Here is a 22,186-nt window from a genome sequence, read left to right as displayed (position 1 = left end):
CCTGGCCTGCATCAAACGCAGGTGAAAAGACCCGAAAAGTATAGCTGCTGACGCGCCCACCCGTGGCGGCGAAATGTCGGTCAAAACCGGGGAAAACGAAGCATAAAATATGGCCCTGTTATAAGTCCTGTTTCTCAGGGGTACCCCCCCATGAAAAATCCGCATAATCCCGGCATTGACAGGACCTCCCCCGCATTTTATTTATAGGGCCGTATTTTGCGCCTGCACCTGTTTTCGTTTCATTCTTGTGCCATGGTCGCTTTATTCATTCCCTGACACGAGGTTGTTATGACGAGTTTTGTGGTCGCCAAGTTTGGCGGCACCAGTGTGGCAGATTACGATGCCATGAACCGCAGCGCCGATGTGGTGCTGGCCGATCCGAATACCCGCCTGGTAGTGCTTTCTGCCTCTGCTGGCGTGACGAACCTGCTGGTTTCTCTGTCTGAAGGGCTGGAGGCCACCGAGCGCTTCGTTAAGCTGGACGCACTGCGCAAAATTCAGTTCGACATCCTTGAACGTCTGCAGAACCCGAACGTGATCCGCGAAGAAGTGGAGCGTCTGCTGGAAAATATCACCACGCTGGCAGAAGCGGCTTCTCTGGCCACCTCCACCGCCCTGACCGATGAGCTGGTCAGCCACGGTGAGCTCATGTCCACCCTGCTGTTTGTTGAAATCATGCGTGAACGTAACGTTCAGGCACAGTGGTTCGACGTGCGTAAAATCATGCGCACCAGCGATCGCTTTGGCCGCGCCGAGCCGGACGTGGAAGCGCTGGCCGAGCTGACCAATCAGCAACTGGCCCCGCGTCTGAATGAGGGGATCGTGATCACCCAGGGCTTTATCGGCAGCGAAGCCAAAGGACGCACCACCACGCTTGGCCGTGGCGGCAGTGATTACACCGCGGCGCTGCTGGGTGAAGCGCTGCACGCGACCCGTGTGGATATCTGGACTGACGTCCCGGGGATTTACACCACCGATCCACGCGTCGTCTCTGCGGCAAAACGTATTGATGTGATTGCGTTTGAAGAAGCGGCGGAAATGGCGACCTTCGGTGCGAAAGTGCTGCACCCGGCAACGCTGCTGCCTGCCGTGCGTAGTGATATCCCGGTCTTCGTCGGTTCAAGTAAAGATCCGAAAGCGGGCGGTACGCTGGTGTGCAAGAAAACCGAAAATCCACCGCTGTTCCGCGCGCTGGCCCTGCGCCGTAAGCAAACGCTGGTTACGCTGCACAGCCATAATATGCTGCACTCGCGCGGCTTCCTGGCGGAAGTGTTTGGCATCCTGGCGCGTCATAACATCTCCGTGGATCTGATCACCACCTCCGAAGTGAGTATCGCACTGACGCTGGACACCACCGGTTCAACCTCAACGGGTGACACCCTGCTGACGCAGTCGCTGCTGATTGAGCTGTCAGAACTGTGCCGCGTGGAAGTAGAAGAAAACCTGGCGCTGGTAGCCATCATCGGCAATAAGCTGTCGCGCGCCTGTGGCGTGGGCAAAGAGGTCTTCGGTGTGCTCGACCCGTTCAATATCCGCATGATTTGCTACGGTGCCTCCAGCTACAACCTCTGCTTCCTGGTGCCTGCTGAGCAGGCAGAACAGGTGGTGCAGAAACTTCATCAGAATTTGTTTGAATAAAATTCGTTAGCACGATAAACAATATCTATAAGCCGGGCACAGACCCGGCTTTTTTATAACTAAACAACACGACAATACTGCAAGGAATATCTATGTTATCCGCCATCACCCGGCTGTTCCCGTTATGGGCGCTGCTGCTCTCCATACTCGCGTATTACACCCCCACTACGTTCACGGGCATTGGTCCGTGGGTGACCACGTTGCTGATGCTGATTATGTTCGGCATGGGTGTGCATCTAAAAATCGACGACTTTAAACGCGTGCTCTCACGCCCGGCTCCGGTTGCTGCAGGGATTTTCCTGCACTACCTGGTGATGCCCCTTGCAGCCTGGCTGCTGGCAATGGCCTTTAAGATGCCACCCGACCTCTCCGCCGGGATGGTGCTGGTGGGCAGCGTGGCCAGCGGAACCGCTTCCAATGTCATGATCTATCTGGCAAAAGGCGATGTGGCGCTCTCCGTAACCATCTCTTCGGTATCCACGCTGGTGGGTGTGATTGCCACGCCGCTGCTAACACGCCTGTACGTTGACGCCCATATTCAGGTGGACGTGATGGGAATGCTGCTGAGCATTTTGCAAATCGTGGTGATTCCGATCGCGTTGGGCCTTGTCATTCACCACCTGTTCCCGCGCGTGGTAAAAGCCGTTGAGCCCTATCTGCCTGCGTTTTCGATGGTCTGTATTCTGGCCATCATCAGCGCCGTGGTAGCCGGTTCTGCGTCGCACATTGCATCCGTGGGCTTTGTCGTGATTATCGCGATAGTGTTGCATAACACCATTGGCCTGCTGGGCGGATACTGGGGCGGGAAACTGTTTGGCTTCGATGAATCCACCTGCCGGACGCTGGCAATTGAGGTAGGGATGCAGAACTCCGGTCTGGCAGCGGCACTCGGGAAAATTTACTTCTCGCCGCTGGCGGCTCTGCCTGGTGCGCTCTTCTCGGTCTGGCATAACCTGTCCGGTTCGCTGCTGGCGGGATACTGGTCCGGCAAACCGATAGAAGAAAAACCACAGAAAACAGACGAATATCGTCTTTAACAGTCGGGTGGCGCTACGCTAACCCGACCTACACTCTCCGCACGCGCAAGCCGGGGAAAAAAGGGGCTTAACGCCCCTTCTTTTTACGTCCTGGTTGCGTAAAGCGTTTACCTGCGGGCTTGCCTCGCCCTTTCTCTTCCGACTGCGGTGCTTTCACGACCGGGCGTTTAATCGCCTGAGTTTTCGGTTTGGCTTTGGCCTTCGGCTTTGCTTCAGACGAGGAGTTCTCGATAAGCTTAAACAGCTCGATCAGTTCATCATCGGTTAAATCGCGCCACTCGCCCAGCGGGATACCGGACAGGCTGACGTTCATGATGCGCGTGCGTTCCAGCTTCGTCACTTCATAACCGAAGTATTCGCACATACGGCGGATCTGACGATTCAGGCCCTGCACCAGGGTAATGCGGAACGCGAACGGCGCTTCTTTCTTCACCTTACACTTTTTCGTGACGGTACCGAGGATGGGTACACCGGCGCCCATGCCGCGAATAAATTCGTCCGTGACCGGCTTATTCACCGTCACGATATACTCTTTCTCGTGGTCATTCCCGGCACGCAGAATCTTATTCACCAGATCGCCGTGGTTAGTGAGGAAAATCAGCCCCTGCGAGTCTTTATCCAGACGGCCAATCGGGAAGATACGGCTGCTGTGGTTAACGAAATCAACGATGTTGTCCCGCTCGCCATCTTCCGTGGTGCTGACAATCCCAACCGGTTTATTCAACGCGATAAACACCAGGTCTTCTGCATCACGCGGTTCGATGAGCTGACCATTCACTTTGACCACGTCGCCAGGCATCACCTGGTCACCAATAGTGGCGCGTTTGCCGTTGAGGAACACATTACCTTGTTCGATGTAACGGTCCGCCTCGCGACGTGAGCAGATCCCGCTCTCGCTAATGTATTTGTTTAATCGGGTTGATTGAGTTGGCAGCATAGTTTCTCCTGTGAAGGCGAAATATACCTTACCTTGCGGCTGACAAAAAAGTCCTAGTAACCGTTGATCAGAAAATCAAGTGCATCCCGCAATGAAGCACTGTTGTCAGTGAGATCGGCAACACGTTCACCTAACTCTTTTGAAGATATGCCTGACAGCATATGCATCATGACAACGCAGGGCTTACCCGCGATTTCAACGACAGGGCACACTTTCGCAGGCGGACGAATGCCGCCCAGCAGGCTTAATTCAACGGCGGGAGCGACAAGTATATGTTTCATCACATTAGCAACAGGGTGCTGCATATTAATAAGCCATGGATAGGCTTTTCTCCCATTGCCTTCATTCTCATAAGCAAAATATTGCTCCATCAGAACGACCTCTGAAAATCACTAAAGGAGCCGTTTTCATCAACCCACTGGTTGATGGCCTCTATAGACGCTTTATTTTCTGCTAACCACTCTGCGCGCTGATGCGCACGAAACTGCTCCTGTAGAGCGGTAGTGAGTACAGCAGAGAGATTGAGTTTAAGCCGTCGCGCTTCTTCAAGAATTTCAGGTGCTAACGAGACATTGACCGATTTTTTAATGCCATGGGTAGTGCGCATGAGAACCCCCATTGGAATGCGCATGAATTGGCGAAGTGTAGCGTAATAAACGAGCATTTTCTATTCCCTTCAAAATATAAGGTCTGAAGAGTAAATTGCTCTTTATAAAGCGTCACGCCTCGCAAATGGGTTTTGCGAGGCGCTTTCAGAGATTAATACTCATCCCGCTCGTCATCTTCATCCGGCTGTTCCATCACGCTGTACGCCACCGCACAGAACAATGAGTTAAGGCGTTTCATATCCCCCAGCAGCCCCAGGTGCAGGGAGCTGGTTTCGATACTCTGCACGTTCTGCTGGTGCAGACGTTCAACGTGGGCGTGCGAGTAGCGGCGGTTGAGGATACGGAAGCGATGCTTGTTGCGGCGCAGACGGCGTGCGCTCGGCACATCGCTTGAGAAGAAGACCAGCATCGCCAGCTTCAGGTTGCTAAGAAGTTGTTCGTGCAGGGCTTCCAGCTCCTTAAGCCCTTCGACGGAGAACGCGCGGCGGGCGGCCAGAGATTTGTCAGCAATTTCACTGCCCATCCGCTCCACAATATCCGAAGCCTGCTCAAGGTTAAGCGACATCTCTATGATTTCCGCCCAGCGGCGGGACTCCTCTTCCGCCAGTTCATCCTGCGGGATGCGCGCCAGATAGAGCTTGATAGCGGTATAAAGCACGTTGATATCATCCGCCAGCCGGCGCAGCTCTTTCTCTTCCCGCGGCTCGCCGTGCATCACCTTTTGCAAGCCTTCGAGCATGGTTTCCATGGCATCACCCATGCGCAGCGTCTCGCGGGCGGCATTGGCCAGCGCCAGCGCAGGAGTATCCAGCGCGGAGGTGTCCAGATGCTTCGGTTTCAGGCGCGCATCCAGCTCCGGTTCATCGCGTATAAGCCGTTCGCAGAAGCGCGCCATTGGTTCAGCAAACGGCACCATCGCCAGGCAACGCACCAGGTTATAGAAGACGTGGAAATAGATCACCAGCTCTGCCTTCGGCAGAGAGAGGTTGTCCATCAGGTTCGCCAGTGGGTGCACAAACGGCAGAATAATCAGGCTGCCCACCAGCTTAAACAGCAGACTGCCGAGCGCCACGCGGCGCGCGGCAGCATTGGCAGCGCTGTTATTGAGCATCGCCAGCAGGCCCGAGCCGAGGTTAGCCCCGATCACCAGACACAGTGCGACCGGGAAGGAGATCGCCCCTGCGGCGGTGAGCGTGGCCGTCAGCAGCACCGCCGCCAGGCTGGAATAACTGACGATGGCAAACACCGCGCCGATAAGCGCATCCAGCATAATATCGCCGGTTAACGAGGCGAAGATAACCTGCACGCCGTTGGCTTCGGTAATGGGCGTTACCGCCTGCACAATCAGCTCCAGCGCCAGCAGAATCAGCCCGAGGCCAATCCCCACGCGTCCAAGCTGACCAGCGCGCGTCTGCTTACGCCCAAGGAAAAAGATGACCCCGATAAATATCAGCAGCGGCGACAGCCAGGAGAGATCGAAAGTCAGGATACGTGCCATCAGCGCGGTACCCACGTCAGCGCCCAGCACAATAACCAGTGCAGGGGCAAGCGCCACCAGATCCTGAGCGACAAACGATGTCACGAGCAATGTGGTCGCATTACTGCTCTGAACCAGCGCCGTTACGCCAATGCCCGCGCAGAAGGCGAGCGGTTTCTTCTCCACGCTGCTGCTGAGAACAGTACGTAAACGTGCGCCAAATACGCGCATCACGCCGGTACGGACAATATGGGTGCCCCAGACCAGCAGTGCGACTGCCGAGAGCAGATGTAACAGGGTCAGCACGGAAGGTTATCCTCCTTATCGTTATTCGTTTTCCTTAGGTCAGTATAAGGGTTTAAACGTAAGAAAGAGACAGGGCGCTCAATGAGCGCCCTGTTAGTTGTAAGGAAAAGTGACGTCAGTCGGCGTCGTAGCCGAGATTCGGCGCTAACCAACGCTCCACTTCTGAGACGCTCATGCCTTTACGCAGTGCATAATCTTCAATCTGATCGCGCTGCAGCTGCGCCACGGCAAAGTATTTGCTGTCCGGATGACTGAAGTACCAGCCGGATACCGATGCCCCAGGCCACATCGCGAAAGATTCGGTCAGTTTCATCCCGGTATGGGCCTCAACGTCGAGCAGCTGCCAGATGGTGCCCTTTTCGGTATGTTCCGGACAGGCCGGGTAGCCGGGTGCCGGGCGGATCCCCTGGTAGTTTTCGCGGATCAGCTCCTCGTTGCTGAGATTTTCATTCGCCGCGTAGCCCCAGTAAACCTTGCGTACGCGCTCATGCAGATACTCTGCGAACGCTTCCGCCAGACGATCGGCAATCGCTTTGACCATGATTTTGTTGTAATCATCGTGCTGCGCTTCAAAGGCATCCGCCAGGGCGTCCTCTTCCAGACCGCCGGTCACGGCGAAGGCACCGATGTAGTCGGCTTTACCACTCAGCTTCGGCGCAACAAAATCGGCCAGACAGTAGTTGGCAAACCCGACCTTTTCGGTTTGCTGGCGCAGGTGATGGCTTACGGTCAGCACGTGGGTGCGCGTCTCATCGCGATAAATTTCGATGTCGTCCCCCACGCGGTTAGCCGGGAACAGCCCCACCACGCCGCGCGGGTTAAGGGCTTTCTCGGCGCTGAGTTTGTCGAGCATGTCGTTAGCGTCTTTAAACAGGCGCTTCGCCTCTTCGCCGACAACCTCATCTTCCAGGATGCGCGGATATTTGCCTGCCAGCGACCAGGTCATAAAGAATGGTGTCCAGTCGATGTAGTTGCGCAGCGTTTCGATGCTGGCGGTCACCTCCTGCACGCCCAGGCGATGGGCAACTGGCGGCGTATAGCTCGCCCAGTCAAACGCCAGATCGTTATCGCGCGCCGCCTGAAGCGTCACCGGTGGGGTGCGCGGTTTCTTGCGGGCATGCTGAATGCGGACGGTTTCGTACTCTTTGCGGGTCCGGGCCACAAAGTCATCGCGCTGGGTGTCGGAGAGCAGCGCTGAGACCACGCCCACGGTGCGAGAGGCGTTCTGTACATAGACCGTCGGGCCGCTGTAGTTCTGCTCAATCTTCACCGCAGTATGCGCTTTTGAGGTGGTCGCCCCGCCAATCAGCAGCGGAATGGTGAAGCCCTGACGCTCCATCTCTTTCGCCACGTTAACCATCTCGTCGAGCGACGGGGTAATCAGCCCCGAAAGGCCAATCAGGTCAGCATTGACTTCGCGCGCGGTCCTGAGGATTTTATCCGCCGGCACCATTACACCAAGGTCAATAATCTCGTAGTTATTGCACTGTAGCACCACACCGACAATGTTCTTTCCGATGTCATGCACGTCGCCCTTCACGGTGGCGATAACCATTTTACCGTTGCTGGAGCCCTGCTCTTTGCTGGCTTCGATGAACGGCTCCAGATACGCCACGGCCTGCTTCATTACGCGCGCGGACTTGACCACCTGCGGCAGGAACATTTTGCCCTCGCCGAACAGATCGCCCACCACGTTCATGCCGTCCATCAGCGGCCCTTCGATAACCTCGATGGGCCGGGCGGCCTGCTGGCGCGCCTCTTCGGTATCCTGCTCGATAAATTCGGTGATGCCTTTTACCAGCGAATATTCCAGCCGCTTCTTGACATCCCAGCTACGCCACTCGGCCTGCTGGACGTTGGCAGCGTCGTCCGATTTGCTGCCGCGGTATTTTTCTGCCAGATCGAGCAGCCGCTCGGTGGCGTCGTCACGGCGGTTGAGGATCACATCCTCCACCGCGTCGCGCAGTTCTGCGGGCAGATCGTCATAAATCGCCAGCTGTCCGGCGTTGACGATCCCCATATCCATCCCGTTGCGGATGGCGTAGTAGAGGAATACGGCGTGGATCGCTTCACGTACCGGGTCGTTGCCGCGGAACGAGAACGACACGTTCGAGACGCCGCCGGAGATCAGCGCATGCGGCAGCTCACGTTTGATGTCTTCACACGCGCCGATAAAGTCCTGAGCGTAGTTATTGTGCTCTTCAATCCCGGTGGCGACGGCGAAGATGTTCGGGTCAAAGATGATGTCTTCCGGCGGGAAGCCCACCTCTTCGGTCAGGATCTTGTACGCACGGCGGCAAATCTCAATTTTGCGCTCGCGGGTGTCCGCCTGGCCCACTTCATCAAAGGCCATCACCACCACGGCCGCGCCGTAGCGGCGCACCATCTTCGCGTGGTGAATAAAGATATCGACCCCTTCTTTCATTGAGATGGAGTTGACGATACCTTTGCCCTGAATGCACTTCAGCCCTTTTTCGATCACTTCCCATTTGGAGGAGTCAATCATGATCGGCACGCGGGCGATATCCGGCTCGCCGGCGATCAGGTTGAGGAAACGTACCATCGCCGCCTCGGCGTCGAGCATCCCCTCATCCATGTTGATGTCGATGATCTGCGCGCCGCTTTCTACCTGCTGGCGGGCAACGTCCAGCGCTTCGCTGTACTTCTCTTCTTTGATCAGGCGTTTGAATTTCGCGGAACCGGTGACGTTGGTACGTTCCCCAACGTTCACAAACAGGCTGTCGTCACCGATGGTCAACGGCTCAAGGCCGGAGAGCCGGCAGGCAACCGGCAGCTCGGGCAGTTTACGCGGCGGCAGACCGGCCACGGCATTGCTCATTGCGGCGATGTGCTCTGGCGTGGTGCCGCAGCAGCCGCCAACGATATTCAGGAAACCGGATTCGGCCCATTCGCGGATCTGCGCCGCCATGGTGTCCGCATCCAGATCATATTCGCCAAAGGCGTTTGGCAGACCGGCGTTCGGGTGTGCGGTGACGTAGCATTCCGCAATACGTGATAGTTCCTGCACATACTGGCGCAGCTCATCCGGACCCAGCGCGCAGTTCAGGCCGAAGGAGAGCGCTTCCGCATGGCGCAAGGAGTTATAAAACGCTTCGGTGGTCTGCCCGGACAGGGTACGGCCAGAGGCATCGGTAATGGTGCCGGAAATCATAATTGGCAGCTCGACGCCCAGCGCCTCGAACTCCTCTTTCACCGCGTAAATCGCGGCTTTGGCATTGAGGGTATCGAAAACCGTTTCAATCAGGATCAGGTCGGAACCGCCTTCCACCAGCGCTTTGGTTGATTCACGGTAGGCTGCCACCAGCTGGTCAAAGGTGATGTTACGAAACGCCGGGTCGTTTACGTCCGGTGAAATAGAGGCGGTGCGGTTGGTTGGGCCCAGCACCCCGGCAACGTAGCGCGGTTTCTCCGGCGTGCGCGCCGTCCACGCGTCGGCACAGGCGCGGGCTAGCTTCGCCGCCTCATAGTTTATCTCCGCCGACAGGGATTCCATCTGGTAATCCGCCATGGCGATGGTTGTCGAGTTGAAGGTGTTGGTTTCAACGATATCCGCACCCGCTTCGAAGTAGGCGTTGTGGATATCCGCAATCACCTGCGGTTTGCTTAATACCAGCAGGTCATTGTTACCTTTGAGATCGCATGGCCAGTCCGCAAAACGTTCGCCACGGAAATCGTCTTCACTGAGGCGATAGCTCTGGATCATGGTGCCCATGCCGCCGTCCAGCACCAGAATTCGTTCATTTAACTGCGCACGCAGTTGCTCTACTTTGCTGCTCACACTTGCTCCCGACAACGCTCAACCAGGCCAAAAGGCTGCGGTCCATACTGGCACAATCTTGCAGGGTGGAAAAGTCACACGGCGGTAACATGAGACATGTTCACTATCACTCATCCGATCAGTCAGGATAACGGTTGCAAAATCACCAAATAAAACGAAAATGATTTCCACGATACAGAAAAAGGAGATCGTCATGGTCACGACCGTTCCCGCGAAACGCGGCAGAAAACCTGCTGCCACCCCCGCCGCACAACAGGGTGGACAGGTTCAATCGCTTACACGCGGTTTGAAGCTGCTGGAATGGATAGCCGAGTCGCACAGCAGCGTGGCCCTGACGGAGCTGGCCCAGCAGGCTGGTTTGCCGAACTCCACTACGCACAGGCTGCTGACCACCATGCAACAGCTTGGCTTTGTGCGTCAGGTTGGCGAGCTGGGACACTGGGCAGTCGGCGCCCATGCGTTCATCGTCGGCAGCAGCTTCCTGCAAAGCCGCAACCTGCTGGCGATTGTGCACCCTATCCTGCGCAAATTAATGGAAGAGTCGGGCGAGACCGTGAATCTGGCCGTGCTCGACCAGAGCGACCATCAGGCGATCATCATTGACCAGGTACAGTGTACCCAGCTGATGCGTATGTCAGCCCCCATTGGCGGTAAGCTGCCTATGCACGCGTCCGGCGCGGGGAAAGCCTTTTTGTCGCAGCTGAGCGAGGAACAGGTGACGGGGCTGCTGCACCGTAAAGGGCTGCACGCCTATACCCACGCCACGCTGGTTTCACCGGTGCATCTGAAAGAAGATCTGGCCCTGACCCGTAAGCGCGGCTATTCGTTTGACGACGAAGAGCACGCCCTGGGCCTGCGCTGCATTGCGGCCTGTATCTTTGACGAGCATCGCGAACCGTTTGCCGCCATCTCCATCTCCGGGCCGATTTCACGTATGACCGACGATCGCGTCACCGAGCTGGGTGCGCTGGTGATTAAGGCAGCGAAAGAGGTCACCCTGGCGTATGGTGGGATTCGCTAGGATTGAGTGCGGTCTGTTGCCCTCACCCCGGCCCTCTCCCACAGGGAGAGGGAGAAAACCGGATGCAAAACCGCTGCTTACGACGGTAGGCGTACACATCTTCCACATGCCCGTTTTTGATCCGCGTTTGCAGCCCGCGCCAGTAGCTGGCACAAAACAGATCGGCATGCATCTCTTCAAACAATGGCCCAATACGCGGGTCGGCGCACAGCCAGTGGCGAAACTCCTCGGGAAAGACATCGCCCGGTGAGACGCTGTACCACGGCTCCCCGGAGAGTTCATCTTCCGGGTAACGGGGCGGCGGGATATCGCGGAAATTAACCTCGGTCATGTAGCAAATTTCATCGTAATCATAGAACACTACCCGCCCGTGTCGGGTCACGCCGAAGTTTTTAAACAGCATATCGCCGGGGAAGATATTGGCAGCGGCAAGCTGACGAATCGCGTTGCCGTACTCTTCAATGGCATCTTTTAAAGCCTGACCGTCGGCCTGTTCCAGCCAGATATTCAGCGGCACCATACGGCGCTCGATATACAGATGGCTAATCGCTATTTTGTCGCCCAAATCGGTGATTTTTGCCGGTGCTTCCTGCAGTAACAGGGCCATTAAAGCCGGATCGATCTGCCGCTTATCCAGCACAAAATTTTCAAACTCCTGCGTATCCGCCATCCGTCCGACGCGATCGTGTTCTTTCACCAGCTGATAGCAGGCACGAACATGCGCTGCGGTCATCTCTTTCTGCGGCGCGAATGTATCTTTGATGACCTTAAACACCCGGTCAAATCCCGGCAGCGTAAAGACCAGCATCACCATGCCGCGAATGCCGGGCGCTTCGATAAATTGCTCATCGGCGGTGGTGACATAACGCAAATACTCCCGGTAGCTTTCCGTTTTGGCATGCTTTTGACAGCCAATCGCCATATACAGCTCGGCGGTGGTTTTGCCCGGCAGGATCTCGCGCAGCCACTCCACCAGGGCGGCAGGCAGCGGAGCGTAGACCATAAAATAGGAGCGGGCGAAGCCAAACACAATGCTGGCCTCAGCGCTGGTGGTCAGGCAGGTATCGACAAACAGTTCGCCGTCATCGGTACGGTGTATGGGCAGCAGAAACGGCACGGTGGCGGAGGGCGTCACGAGCTTGCCCACCAGCCATGCGGCTTTATTGCGGTAGAAAAGCTCGTTGGCGACCTGCAAATGGCAGTGGCTGAGAACCTCTTCGCCAAAGGATTCGTGGAGATGGGCGATGATAAAGCCAATATCGCGGGCTTTATTCTCCCACGGCAAACGCAGCGGTAAATCTGTTAACACGCGGTGCAGGAGCTTCTCCCAGCCGTGGTCGGGGAAAAAATCCTTCGCCAGCGGGCGCGGAATGGTGCGAAAACGGCGCTCCGGCTGGGAGCTAAAAATAAATAACCGCTCAGGAGATAATGAGCGGTGGTCAAATAACCGGCAATACACGGAGTTGAAAAAGCTCTCCGCAATCTCGAAGCGCGGGTAGTCTGGCAACAAATGGGTGTAGTGCTCCTTAACGCGCAGTAAAAATGCCGCGTCAGGGTTTTTACCGTCGGTAATGCAGCGCAGTTGCTCCACCACCAGACCCACGTGATGATCGTAGAGGTGAATACGCTGCTTCATGGCCTGCTGGACCGCATGCCAGTCGGCGTGCTCAAAGCGCTGCTGCGCGCCGGAGGTGACTTCCAGAAAACGACCATACTGGGCATCGAAGCCCTGCAAAATAGTCTGTGCAATCAGTAATTCCAGACCACGCGACATAGATTCCCCCTCACCCCAACCCTCTCCCCAGAGGGGAGAGGGGGAAAAGATTAGAACTGTGCTTCTTCTGTTGACCCCTTTAAGGCAGTGACGGAGGAGGCGCCGCCCTGAATAATCGTGGTCACATTATCAAAGTAACCGGTTCCCACCTCCTGCTGATGAGAAACAAAGGTATAGCCCTCTTTGCCCGCGGCAAACTCCGGCTGCTGCACTTTCTCAACATAGTGCTTCATGCCTTCGCCCTGCGCGTAGGCGTGCGCCAGGTCGAACATGTTGAACCACATGCTGTGGATCCCCGCCAGGGTGATGAACTGATACTTGTAGCCCATGTCTGACAGCTGCTGCTGGAAGCTGGCGATGGTTTTATCGTCCAGATTCTTCTGCCAGTTGAAGGACGGCGAGCAGTTATAGGCCAGCAGTTTGCCCGGGTATTTGGCGTGGATAGCATCGGCAAAGCGTTTTGCCAGCGCCAGATCCGGCGTGGAGGTTTCGCACCAGACCAGATCCGCGTACGGTGCATACGCCAGGCCACGGCTGATGGCCTGCTCAATGCCAGCATGGGTACGATAGAATCCTTCGCTGGTGCGCTCGCCGGTAATGAACTCGCTGTCGTATGGATCGCAGTCAGAGGTGATCAGGTCAGCCGCGTCCGCATCGGTACGGGCAATCACCAGCGTCGGCACGCCGAGCACGTCAGCGGCAAGACGCGCAGCGACCAGTTTCTGAATCGCTTCCTGGGTCGGGACCAGCACTTTGCCGCCCATGTGTCCGCATTTCTTCACCGAGGCCAGCTGATCTTCGAAGTGTACGGCCGCTGCACCGGCCTCAATCATCGATTTCATCAACTCAAAGGCGTTCAGCACGCCGCCGAAACCGGCTTCTGCATCCGCGACGATCGGCAGGAAGTAGTCAATAAAGCGCGGATCGTTTGGCTCAATACCTGCCGCCCACTGGATCTGATCCGCACGGCGGAAGGTGTTGTTGATCCGATCCACCACCGACGGCACCGAGTTTGCCGGATAGAGCGACTGATCCGGATACATGCTGGAGGCCAGGTTGGCATCCGCCGCGACCTGCCAGCCGGAAAGATAAATGGCTTCGATACCGGCCTTCGCCTGCTGCAACGCCTGACCGCCGGTCAGTGCACCGAGGCTGTTGATGTAGCCCTTTTTGGAGCCGCCATGCAGCAGATGCCACATCTTCGCCGCGCCATTTTGCGCCAGCGTGCATTCCGGATTGACCGAGCCACGCAGTTTCACCACTTCCTCAGCGCTGTATGGGCGACGGATACCTTCCCAGCGCGGCTGTGTCCACTCTTTCTTCAGTTCTTCGATTTGTTGGGTACGGGTTTTCATGTGCAGATGCTCCATATTGTTATGTGGTGGATTTACGCAAGCAGGCGGTAGCCTGGCAGGGTGAGGAAGTCGATTAAGTCATCTGAGGTTGTGATTTGCTCCATCAGGCGGGCGGCATCATCAAAACGTCCGCTGCTGAAGCGGTGTTCGCCCAGCTCGTCCTGAATGACGCGCATCTCTTCGGCCAGCATCTGGCGGAACAGGGATTTGGTCACCGGCTTGCCGTTGCTGAGCGTTTTCTGATGGTGGATCCACTGCCAGATAGAGGTACGGGAGATTTCTGCCGTCGCCGCGTCTTCCATAAGACCGTAGATGGGCACACAGCCGTTACCGGAGATCCACGCTTCGATGTACTGCACGGCCACGCGGATATTGGCACGCATGCCCTCTTCCGTGCGTTCACCCGAGCACGGCGCCAGAAGTTGCTCTTCTGCGATTGGGGCATCGTCATCACGGGTGACAAACAGCTGGTTTTTGTTGTCGCCGAGCACGTGGTTAAAGACTTCCATTGCCGTATCGGCCAGGCCTGGATGGGCGATCCACGTACCGTCGTGACCGTTACGCGCTTCAAGCTCCTTGTCAGCTTTCACCTTGTTGAGCACCTGATTGTTACGCTCAGCGTCTTTGCTCGGAATAAAGGCCGCCATGCCGCCCATCGCAAAGGCACCGCGCTTGTGGCAGGTTTTAATCAGCAGGCGCGAGTAGGCGCTGAGGAACGGTTTATCCATGGTGACAACCTGGCGATCCGGCAGTACGCGATCGGGGTGGTTTTTCAACGTTTTGATATAGCTGAAGATGTAGTCCCAGCGTCCGCAGTTCAGACCCACAATGTGATCGCGCAGAGCGTGCAGGATTTCATGCATCTGGAATACGGCAGGCAGCGTTTCAATCAGCAGGGTGGCTTTAATGGTGCCACGCGGCAGGTTGAAGCGATCTTCCGCGTAGCTGAACACCTCACTCCACCAGGCCGCTTCCTGCCAGGCCTGGGTCTTCGGCAGGTAGAAATAGGGGCCGCTGCCTTTTGCCAGCAGGTTTTTGTAGTTGTGGAAGAAATAGAGGGCGAAATCAAACAGGCTGCCCGGAATCGCTTCTCCGCGCCACGTGACGTGTTTTTCCGGCAGGTGCAGGCCGCGTACGCGGCAGATCAGAACCGCCGGATTGGGTTTCAGCTGATAAATTTTACCGGCTTCGTTGGTATAACTGATGGTGCCATTAACGGCATCGCGCAGGTTGATCTGCCCGTCGATCACTTTACGCCAGTCCGGGGCCAGGGAGTCCTCAAAATCCGCCATAAAGACTTTGACGTTGGCGTTCATGGCGTTGATCACCATTTTGCGCTCTACCGGGCCAGTGATCTCAACGCGGCGATCCTGCAAATCTTCAGGGATGCCGCGGATTTTCCAGTCGCCGCGTCGAATGGAAGCGGTTTCCGAAATAAACCCAGGCAGCTTGCCATTATCAATTTCCTGCTGTTGATGAATGCGTGCAGCCAGCAGCTTATTGCGCTGCGGCGTAAAGCGGGTCACCAGTTCAGTCAGAAATTCAACCGCCTCAACCGTCAAAATTTGCTGTTCTTGCTCGCCATACGGCTGGGTAAAGGCCAGTTCATCGGCCGTCGTTGCCTGTTGAGTCATCACTCTGCTCCTCATCAAAGATCCAAATTCACATCCCCAATGCGAACGAAAGATCGTTGTGTAGTTTTCGCTCAGCAGAATTAAGACTATCTCTATTTTTTCCAAAATCAAAAACAATTTCCATTTTAAATTCAATTTAACTTCAACTTATTGATTACTATGAATTTAAAGTTTTATTGCATGTTGAGTTGAATTTCGGAAATAAAAAAGGCACCCGAAGGTGCCTGATGTGAATAGCTGAAACGCTTTAGGATCGTTTTATGCAGAAGATTACTCCAGCGTCGGATTCATGTGACGCAGATCGTATGGCGTTATCTGGTAGACGTAATAGTTGAGCCAGTTGGTAAACAGCAAATTCCCGTGACTGCGCCAGGTGGCTCGCGGTTTGTTCTGGGGATCGTTTTTCGGGAAGTAGTTATACGGCACATCCGGATTGAGACCCGCTTCGACATCACGGAAATACTCTGCCGCGAGGGTGTATGGATCGTATTCAGGATGCCCGGTTACAAAGGCAATACGTTTATCTTTGCTGGCAAACAGGTAAGCATCGCCATCTTCTGTTTCGGCCAGGATCTCCAGATCGGTGTAGTCACGAATCAGCTGCGCCGGGAAATCGGCGTAGCGCGAATGCGGGGCCAGGAACGAATCATCAAACCCACGTGTCAGCAAGGCATGAGGGTGAAGAATGTGGTGTTCGTATACGCCGGAAAGTTTTTCGGTACGGGTTTGTTTGGGGATGCCGTAGAGGATATTCAGCGCAGCTTGTACCGCCCAACAGACAAACAACGTGGACGTGACGTGATCTTTTGCCCACTCCAGTACCTGTTTGATCTGCGGCCAGTAGGCGACATCATTAAATTCTACCAGGCCCAGCGGCGCACCAGTGACAATCAGTCCGTCGAAGTTTTCCTCGCGGATATCGTCGAAGTTACAGTAGAAGTTATTCAGATGCTCAGAAGGCGTGTTACGCGACTCACGGGCATCGATCCGCAGCAGCTGAATATCCACCTGAAGCGGAGAGTTCGAAAGCAGGCGCAGGAACTGATTCTCTGTTTCGATCTTTTTCGGCATCAGATTAAGAATGAGCACCTTCAGCGGGCGAATTTCCTGACCTGTCGCGCGTGAAGTGGTCATCACAAAGACGTTTTCTTCACGTAAGAAATTGACGGCTGGTAGCTCGTCCTGCACCCGAATCGGCATAACCTTGTATCCTCACAGCATACGTATAAACGTTTAGACATCCAGACAGCCAACGATACCCAGAATTGGTGTGAATGTCGAGTCTGCAAGCTTAAGGTGAGAAAGTTTCAAGGAGAGGGAGAAAACAAAAGCAAAAAACCCCGCACCTTACGGTACGGGGTTCTTCTTATTTGATGCCTGGCAGTTCCCTACTCTCACATGGGGAGACCCCACACTACCATCGGCGCTACGGCGTTTCACTTCTGAGTTCGGCATGGGGTCAGGTGGGACCACCGCGCTAAAGCCGCCAGGCAAATTCCTGTGCTCTGTCCTGTGTCTTTTGGGCTGATACTGCGTTGGCTGCTCTCGTAAAGTCAGTCACATACCTCAGTATGCTCCTTCCTTTCCTTCGCTTGCCGCCTTGTCTCAGCGCAAAATCCTTCGGACTCTGAATCAAAGCTGAAATTCTGTCTCTTCGCCAAAACATCTTCGGCGTTGTAAGGTTAAGCCTCACGGTTCATTAGTATCGGTTAGCTCAACGCATCGCTGCGCTTACACACCCGACCTATCAACGTCATCGTCTTTAACGTTCCTTCAGGAGACTTTAAGTCTCAGGGAGAACTCATCTCGGGGCAAGTTTCGTGCTTAGATGCTTTCAGCACTTATCTCTTCCGCATTTAGCTACCGGGCAGTGCCATTGGCATGACAACCCGAACACCAGTGATGCGTCCACTCCGGTCCTCTCGTACTAGGAGCAGCCCCCCTCAATTCTCCAGCGCCCACGGCAGATAGGGACCGAACTGTCTCACGACGTTCTAAACCCAGCTCGCGTACCACTTTAAATGGCGAACAGCCATACCCTTGGGACCTACTTCAGCCCCAGGATGTGATGAGCCGACATCGAGGTGCCAAACACCGCCGTCGATATGAACTCTTGGGCGGTATCAGCCTGTTATCCCCGGAGTACCTTTTATCCGTTGAGCGATGGCCCTTCCATTCAGAACCACCGGATCACTATGACCTGCTTTCGCACCTGCTCGAGCCGTCACTCTCGCAGTCAAGCTAGCTTATGCCATTGCACTAACCTCCTGATGTCCGACCAGGATTAGCTAACCTTCGTGCTCCTCCGTTACTCTTTGGGAGGAGACCGCCCCAGTCAAACTACCCACCAGACACTGTCCGCAACCCGGATTACGGGTCTACGTTAGAACACCAGCCATTAAAGGGTGGTATTTCAAGGACGGCTCCACGCAGACTGGCGTCCACGCTTCAAAGCCTCCCACCTATCCTACACATCAAGGACCAGTGTTCAGTGTCAAGCTATAGTAAAGGTTCACGGGGTCTTTCCGTCTTGCCGCGGGTACACTGCATCTTCACAGCGAGTTCAATTTCACTGAGTCTCGGGTGGAGACAGCCTGGCCATCATTACGCCATTCGTGCAGGTCGGAACTTACCCGACAAGGAATTTCGCTACCTTAGGACCGTTATAGTTACGGCCGCCGTTTACCGGGGCTTCGATCAAGAGCTTCGCGTTACCGCTAACCCCATCAATTAACCTTCCGGCACCGGGCAGGCGTCACACCGTATACGTCCACTTTCGTGTTTGCACAGTGCTGTGTTTTTAATAAACAGTTGCAGCCAGCTGGTATCTTCGACTGATTTCAGCTCCACCCGCAGGGGCTTCACCTACATATCAGCGTGCCTTCTCCCGAAGTTACGGCACCATTTTGCCTAGTTCCTTCACCCGAGTTCTCTCAAGCGCCTTGGTATTCTCTACCTGACCACCTGTGTCGGTTTGGGGTACGATTTCGTGTTACCTGATGCTTAGAGGCTTTTCCTGGAAGCAGGGCATTTGTTACTTCAGCACCGTAGTGCCTCGTCATCACACCTCAGCGTTAAAAGGTACCGGATTTACCTGGAACCTCCGCCTACATGCTTAAACCGGGACAACCGTCGCCCGGCTAACATAGCCTTCTCCGTCCCCCCTTCGCAGTAACACCAAGTACAGGAATATTAACCTGTTTCCCATCGACTACGCCTTTCGGCCTCGCCTTAGGGGTCGACTCACCCTGCCCCGATTAACGTTGGACAGGAACCCTTGGTCTTCCGGCGAGCGGGCTTTTCACCCGCTTTATCGTTACTTATGTCAGCATTCGCACTTCTGATACCTCCAGCAGCCCTCACAGGCCACCTTCAACGGCTTACAGAACGCTCCCCTACCCAACAACACAGAGTGTCGCTGCCGCAGCTTCGGTGCATGGTTTAGCCCCGTTACATCTTCCGCGCAGGCCGACTCGACCAGTGAGCTATTACGCTTTCTTTAAATGATGGCTGCTTCTAAGCCAACATCCTGGCTGTCTGGGCCTTCCCACATCGTTTCCCACTTAACCATGACTTTGGGACCTTAGCTGGCGGTCTGGGTTGTTTCCCTCTTCACGACGGACGTTAGCACCCGCCGTGTGTCTCCCGTGATAACATTCTTCGGTATTCGTAGTTTGCATCGGGTTGGTAAGCCGGGATGGCCCCCTAGCCGAAACAGTGCTCTACCCCCGAAGATGAGTTCACGAGGCGCTACCTAAATAGCTTTCGGGGAGAACCAGCTATCTCCCGGTTTGATTGGCCTTTCACCCCCAGCCACAGGTCATCCGCTAATTTTTCAACATTAGTCGGTTCGGTCCTCCAGTTAGTGTTACCCAACCTTCAACCTGCCCATGGCTAGATCACCGGGTTTCGGGTCTATACCCTGCAACTTAACGCCCAGTTAAGACTCGGTTTCCCTTCGGCTCCCCTATACGGTTAACCTTGCTACAGAATATAAGTCGCTGACCCATTATACAAAAGGTACGCAGTCACACCCGAAGGTGCTCCCACTGCTTGTACGTACACGGTTTCAGGTTCTTTTTCACTCCCCTCGCCGGGGTTCTTTTCGCCTTTCCCTCACGGTACTGGTTCACTATCGGTCAGTCAGGAGTATTTAGCCTTGGAGGATGGTCCCCCCATATTCAGACAGGATACCACGTGTCCCGCCCTACTCTTCGAGTTCACAGCCTGTGTGTTTTCGTGTACGGGACTTTCACCCTGTACCGTGCGACTTTCCAGACGCTTCCACTAACACACAAGCTGATTCAGACTCTGGGCTGCTCCCCGTTCGCTCGCCGCTACTGGGGGAATCTCGGTTGATTTCTTTTCCTCGGGGTACTTAGATGTTTCAGTTCCCCCGGTTCGCCTCGTTAACCTATGTATTCAGTTAACGATAGTGTGACGAATCACACTGGGTTTCCCCATTCGGACATCGCCGGGTCAAGGGTTCATATCACCTCGCCGGCGCTTTTCGCAGATTAGCACGTCCTTCATCGCCTCTGACTGCCAGGGCATCCACCGTGTACGCTTAGTCGCTTAACCTCACAACCCGAAGATGTTTCACTTCTGATTGCGAAAATTTGAGAGACTCGAACACACATTAACTGTGTGTCGTTTCAATTTTCAGCTTGATCCAGATTTTTAAAGAGCAAATATCTCAAACATGACTCGCAAGTCAGTTTTGAGATATGACGGCAGGTGACTTTCACTCACGAACCAGCAAGTGGCGTCCCCTAGGGGATTCGAACCCCTGTTACCGCCGTGAAAGGGCGGTGTCCTGGGCCTCTAGACGAAGGGGACGTACAGTCTCAATCGCAAGACGCCTTGCTATTTACTTTTCATCAGACAATCTGTGTGAGCACTGCAAAGGCAGGTTCTTTAAGGTAAGGAGGTGATCCAACCGCAGGTTCCCCTACGGTTACCTTGTTACGACTTCACCCCAGTCATGAATCACAAAGTGGTAAGCGCCCTCCCGAAGGTTAAGCTACCTACTTCTTTTGCAACCCACTCCCATGGTGTGACGGGCGGTGTGTACAAGGCCCGGGAACGTATTCACCGTAGCATTCTGATCTACGATTACTAGCGATTCCGACTTCATGGAGTCGAGTTGCAGACTCCAATCCGGACTACGACGCACTTTATGAGGTCCGCTTGCTCTCGCGAGGTCGCTTCTCTTTGTATGCGCCATTGTAGCACGTGTGTAGCCCTGGTCGTAAGGGCCATGATGACTTGACGTCATCCCCACCTTCCTCCAGTTTATCACTGGCAGTCTCCTTTGAGTTCCCGGCCGGACCGCTGGCAACAAAGGATAAGGGTTGCGCTCGTTGCGGGACTTAACCCAACATTTCACAACACGAGCTGACGACAGCCATGCAGCACCTGTCTCACAGTTCCCGAAGGCACCAATCCATCTCTGGAAAGTTCTGTGGATGTCAAGACCAGGTAAGGTTCTTCGCGTTGCATCGAATTAAACCACATGCTCCACCGCTTGTGCGGGCCCCCGTCAATTCATTTGAGTTTTAACCTTGCGGCCGTACTCCCCAGGCGGTCGATTTAACGCGTTAGCTCCGGAAGCCACGCCTCAAGGGCACAACCTCCAAATCGACATCGTTTACGGCGTGGACTACCAGGGTATCTAATCCTGTTTGCTCCCCACGCTTTCGCACCTGAGCGTCAGTCTTTGTCCAGGGGGCCGCCTTCGCCACCGGTATTCCTCCAGATCTCTACGCATTTCACCGCTACACCTGGAATTCTACCCCCCTCTACAAGACTCCAGCCTGCCAGTTTCGAATGCAGTTCCCAGGTTGAGCCCGGGGATTTCACATCCGACTTGACAGACCGCCTGCGTGCGCTTTACGCCCAGTAATTCCGATTAACGCTTGCACCCTCCGTATTACCGCGGCTGCTGGCACGGAGTTAGCCGGTGCTTCTTCTGCGGGTAACGTCAATTGCTGTGGTTATTAACCACAACACCTTCCTCCCCGCTGAAAGTACTTTACAACCCGAAGGCCTTCTTCATACACGCGGCATGGCTGCATCAGGCTTGCGCCCATTGTGCAATATTCCCCACTGCTGCCTCCCGTAGGAGTCTGGACCGTGTCTCAGTTCCAGTGTGGCTGGTCATCCTCTCAGACCAGCTAGGGATCGTCGCCTAGGTGAGCCGTTACCCCACCTACTAGCTAATCCCATCTGGGCACATCTGATGGCAAGAGGCCCGAAGGTCCCCCTCTTTGGTCTTGCGACGTTATGCGGTATTAGCTACCGTTTCCAGTAGTTATCCCCCTCCATCAGGCAGTTTCCCAGACATTACTCACCCGTCCGCCACTCGTCACCCGAGAGCAAGCTCTCTGTGCTACCGTTCGACTTGCATGTGTTAGGCCTGCCGCCAGCGTTCAATCTGAGCCATGATCAAACTCTTCAATTTAAAAGTTTGATGCTCAATGAATTAAACTTCGTAATGAATTACGTGTTCACTCGTTGAGACTTGGTATTCATTTTTCGTCTTGCGACGTTAAGAATCCATGTCACTTTGAGTGCCCACACAGATTGTCTGATAAATTG

At 55.1% G+C, this 22,186-nt stretch carries 12 protein-coding genes, 1 tRNA gene and 3 rRNA genes; 3 read left to right on the top strand and 13 right to left on the bottom strand.

Annotated elements, in window-relative coordinates; all coding sequences use genetic code 11:
• The first annotated feature begins 288 nt into the window (after nt 1-288).
• Entirely contained in the window at nt 289-1,638 is a 1,350-nt protein-coding gene (gene lysC, locus ACQG19_RS01355) for a lysine-sensitive aspartokinase 3 (RefSeq protein WP_040023622.1), read from the top strand.
• Between the two features lie 92 nt (nt 1,639-1,730).
• Nucleotides 1,731-2,675, top strand: a complete 945-nt coding sequence (gene panS / locus ACQG19_RS01350; RefSeq protein WP_013095031.1) for a ketopantoate/pantoate/pantothenate transporter PanS — start codon at nt 1,731-1,733, stop codon at nt 2,673-2,675.
• Nucleotides 2,676-2,742: 67 nt separating this feature from the next.
• Here the strand turns inward: panS and rluF are convergent, their stop codons facing one another.
• From rluF to metH, 5 genes are all read right to left on the bottom strand, one after another.
• Nucleotides 2,743-3,612 carry a 23S rRNA pseudouridine(2604) synthase RluF gene (gene rluF, locus ACQG19_RS01345; protein ID WP_023621411.1) on the bottom strand — a complete coding sequence of 290 codons (870 nt, stop codon included), beginning with the start codon at nt 3,610-3,612 and terminating at the stop codon, nt 2,743-2,745.
• 53 nt (nt 3,613-3,665) lie between these two features.
• The gene (locus ACQG19_RS01340; RefSeq protein ID WP_038980792.1) at nt 3,666-3,983 is read right to left on the bottom strand and encodes a CcdB family protein; all 318 of its coding nucleotides are present in this window, start codon (nt 3,981-3,983) and stop codon (nt 3,666-3,668) included.
• A complete protein-coding gene (locus tag ACQG19_RS01335; RefSeq protein ID WP_020686614.1) occupies nt 3,983-4,276 on the bottom strand; it encodes a type II toxin-antitoxin system CcdA family antitoxin in 294 nt (97 codons plus the stop codon). Before ACQG19_RS01335 ends, ACQG19_RS01340 begins: the two co-directional genes overlap by 1 nt.
• A 95-nt stretch (nt 4,277-4,371) precedes the next feature.
• Nucleotides 4,372-6,003: a Na/Pi cotransporter family protein gene (locus ACQG19_RS01330; RefSeq protein ID WP_013095027.1), complete on the bottom strand. Its 1,632-nt coding sequence runs from the start codon at nt 6,001-6,003 to the stop codon at nt 4,372-4,374.
• A gap of 115 nt (nt 6,004-6,118) precedes the next feature.
• Nucleotides 6,119-9,802, bottom strand: coding sequence for a methionine synthase (gene metH / locus ACQG19_RS01325; RefSeq protein ID WP_038980788.1), 3,684 nt, complete (start codon nt 9,800-9,802; stop codon nt 6,119-6,121).
• Between the two features lie 193 nt (nt 9,803-9,995).
• Here metH and iclR point away from each other — a divergent pair, with 193 nt between their 5' ends.
• Nucleotides 9,996-10,823 (top strand): glyoxylate bypass operon transcriptional repressor IclR, encoded by an 828-nt coding sequence (gene iclR, locus ACQG19_RS01320; protein ID WP_013095025.1) that lies wholly within the window; start codon nt 9,996-9,998, stop codon nt 10,821-10,823.
• Nucleotides 10,824-10,845: 22 nt separating this feature from the next.
• Here the strand turns inward: iclR and aceK are convergent, their stop codons facing one another.
• From aceK to ACQG19_RS01280, 8 genes are all read right to left on the bottom strand, one after another.
• Complete coding sequence (gene aceK / locus ACQG19_RS01315) at nt 10,846-12,597, bottom strand: bifunctional isocitrate dehydrogenase kinase/phosphatase (protein ID WP_246932729.1); 1,752 nt, start codon at nt 12,595-12,597, stop codon at nt 10,846-10,848.
• A gap of 50 nt (nt 12,598-12,647) precedes the next feature.
• Complete coding sequence (gene aceA, locus ACQG19_RS01310; RefSeq protein ID WP_222169156.1) at nt 12,648-13,952, bottom strand: isocitrate lyase; 1,305 nt, start codon at nt 13,950-13,952, stop codon at nt 12,648-12,650.
• Between the two features lie 32 nt (nt 13,953-13,984).
• Nucleotides 13,985-15,586 (bottom strand): malate synthase A, encoded by a 1,602-nt coding sequence (gene aceB, locus ACQG19_RS01305; protein ID WP_040023614.1) that lies wholly within the window; start codon nt 15,584-15,586, stop codon nt 13,985-13,987.
• 270 nt (nt 15,587-15,856) lie between these two features.
• Nucleotides 15,857-16,786 carry a homoserine O-acetyltransferase MetA gene (gene metA / locus ACQG19_RS01300; protein ID WP_246932731.1) on the bottom strand — a complete coding sequence of 310 codons (930 nt, stop codon included), beginning with the start codon at nt 16,784-16,786 and terminating at the stop codon, nt 15,857-15,859.
• Between the two features lie 175 nt (nt 16,787-16,961).
• Nucleotides 16,962-17,077 (bottom strand): 5S ribosomal RNA (gene rrf / locus ACQG19_RS01295).
• A 187-nt stretch (nt 17,078-17,264) separates the two neighbouring features.
• Nucleotides 17,265-20,167: ribosomal RNA gene (locus tag ACQG19_RS01290) — 23S ribosomal RNA — on the bottom strand.
• A 182-nt stretch (nt 20,168-20,349) separates the two neighbouring features.
• Nucleotides 20,350-20,425, bottom strand: a tRNA-Glu gene (locus tag ACQG19_RS01285).
• Nucleotides 20,426-20,509: 84 nt separating this feature from the next.
• Nucleotides 20,510-22,049 (bottom strand): 16S ribosomal RNA (locus tag ACQG19_RS01280).
• Together the 16S, 23S and 5S rRNA genes with 1 tRNA gene alongside form the textbook arrangement of a ribosomal RNA operon.
• Nucleotides 22,050-22,186 lie beyond the last annotated feature (137 nt).

The sequence above is a fragment of the Enterobacter cloacae complex sp. 277I4 genome, from assembly GCF_050031465.1.
GTDB lineage: Bacteria > Pseudomonadota > Gammaproteobacteria > Enterobacterales > Enterobacteriaceae > Enterobacter > Enterobacter cloacae.
The sequence above is the reverse complement of the archived record's forward strand: the minus strand, read 5'-3'. Positions and strand labels throughout refer to the sequence as shown.

Excerpts from the sequence above, each read along its gene's own strand:
- lysC (WP_040023622.1), top strand. The coding sequence starts at position 289 with ATGACGAGTTTTGTGGTCGCCAAGTTTGGCGGCACCAGTGTGGCAGAT.
- panS (WP_013095031.1), top strand. The coding sequence starts at position 1,731 with ATGTTATCCGCCATCACCCGGCTGTTCCCGTTATGGGCGCTGCTGCTC.
- rluF (WP_023621411.1), bottom strand. The coding sequence starts at position 3,612 with ATGCTGCCAACTCAATCAACCCGATTAAACAAATACATTAGCGAGAGC.
- ACQG19_RS01340 (WP_038980792.1), bottom strand. The coding sequence starts at position 3,983 with ATGGAGCAATATTTTGCTTATGAGAATGAAGGCAATGGGAGAAAAGCC.
- ACQG19_RS01335 (WP_020686614.1), bottom strand. The coding sequence starts at position 4,276 with ATGCTCGTTTATTACGCTACACTTCGCCAATTCATGCGCATTCCAATG.
- iclR (WP_013095025.1), top strand. The coding sequence starts at position 9,996 with ATGGTCACGACCGTTCCCGCGAAACGCGGCAGAAAACCTGCTGCCACC.
- aceK (WP_246932729.1), bottom strand. The coding sequence starts at position 12,597 with ATGTCGCGTGGTCTGGAATTACTGATTGCACAGACTATTTTGCAGGGC.
- aceA (WP_222169156.1), bottom strand. The coding sequence starts at position 13,952 with ATGAAAACCCGTACCCAACAAATCGAAGAACTGAAGAAAGAGTGGACA.
- aceB (WP_040023614.1), bottom strand. The coding sequence starts at position 15,586 with ATGACTCAACAGGCAACGACGGCCGATGAACTGGCCTTTACCCAGCCG.
- metA (WP_246932731.1), bottom strand. The coding sequence starts at position 16,786 with ATGCCGATTCGGGTGCAGGACGAGCTACCAGCCGTCAATTTCTTACGT.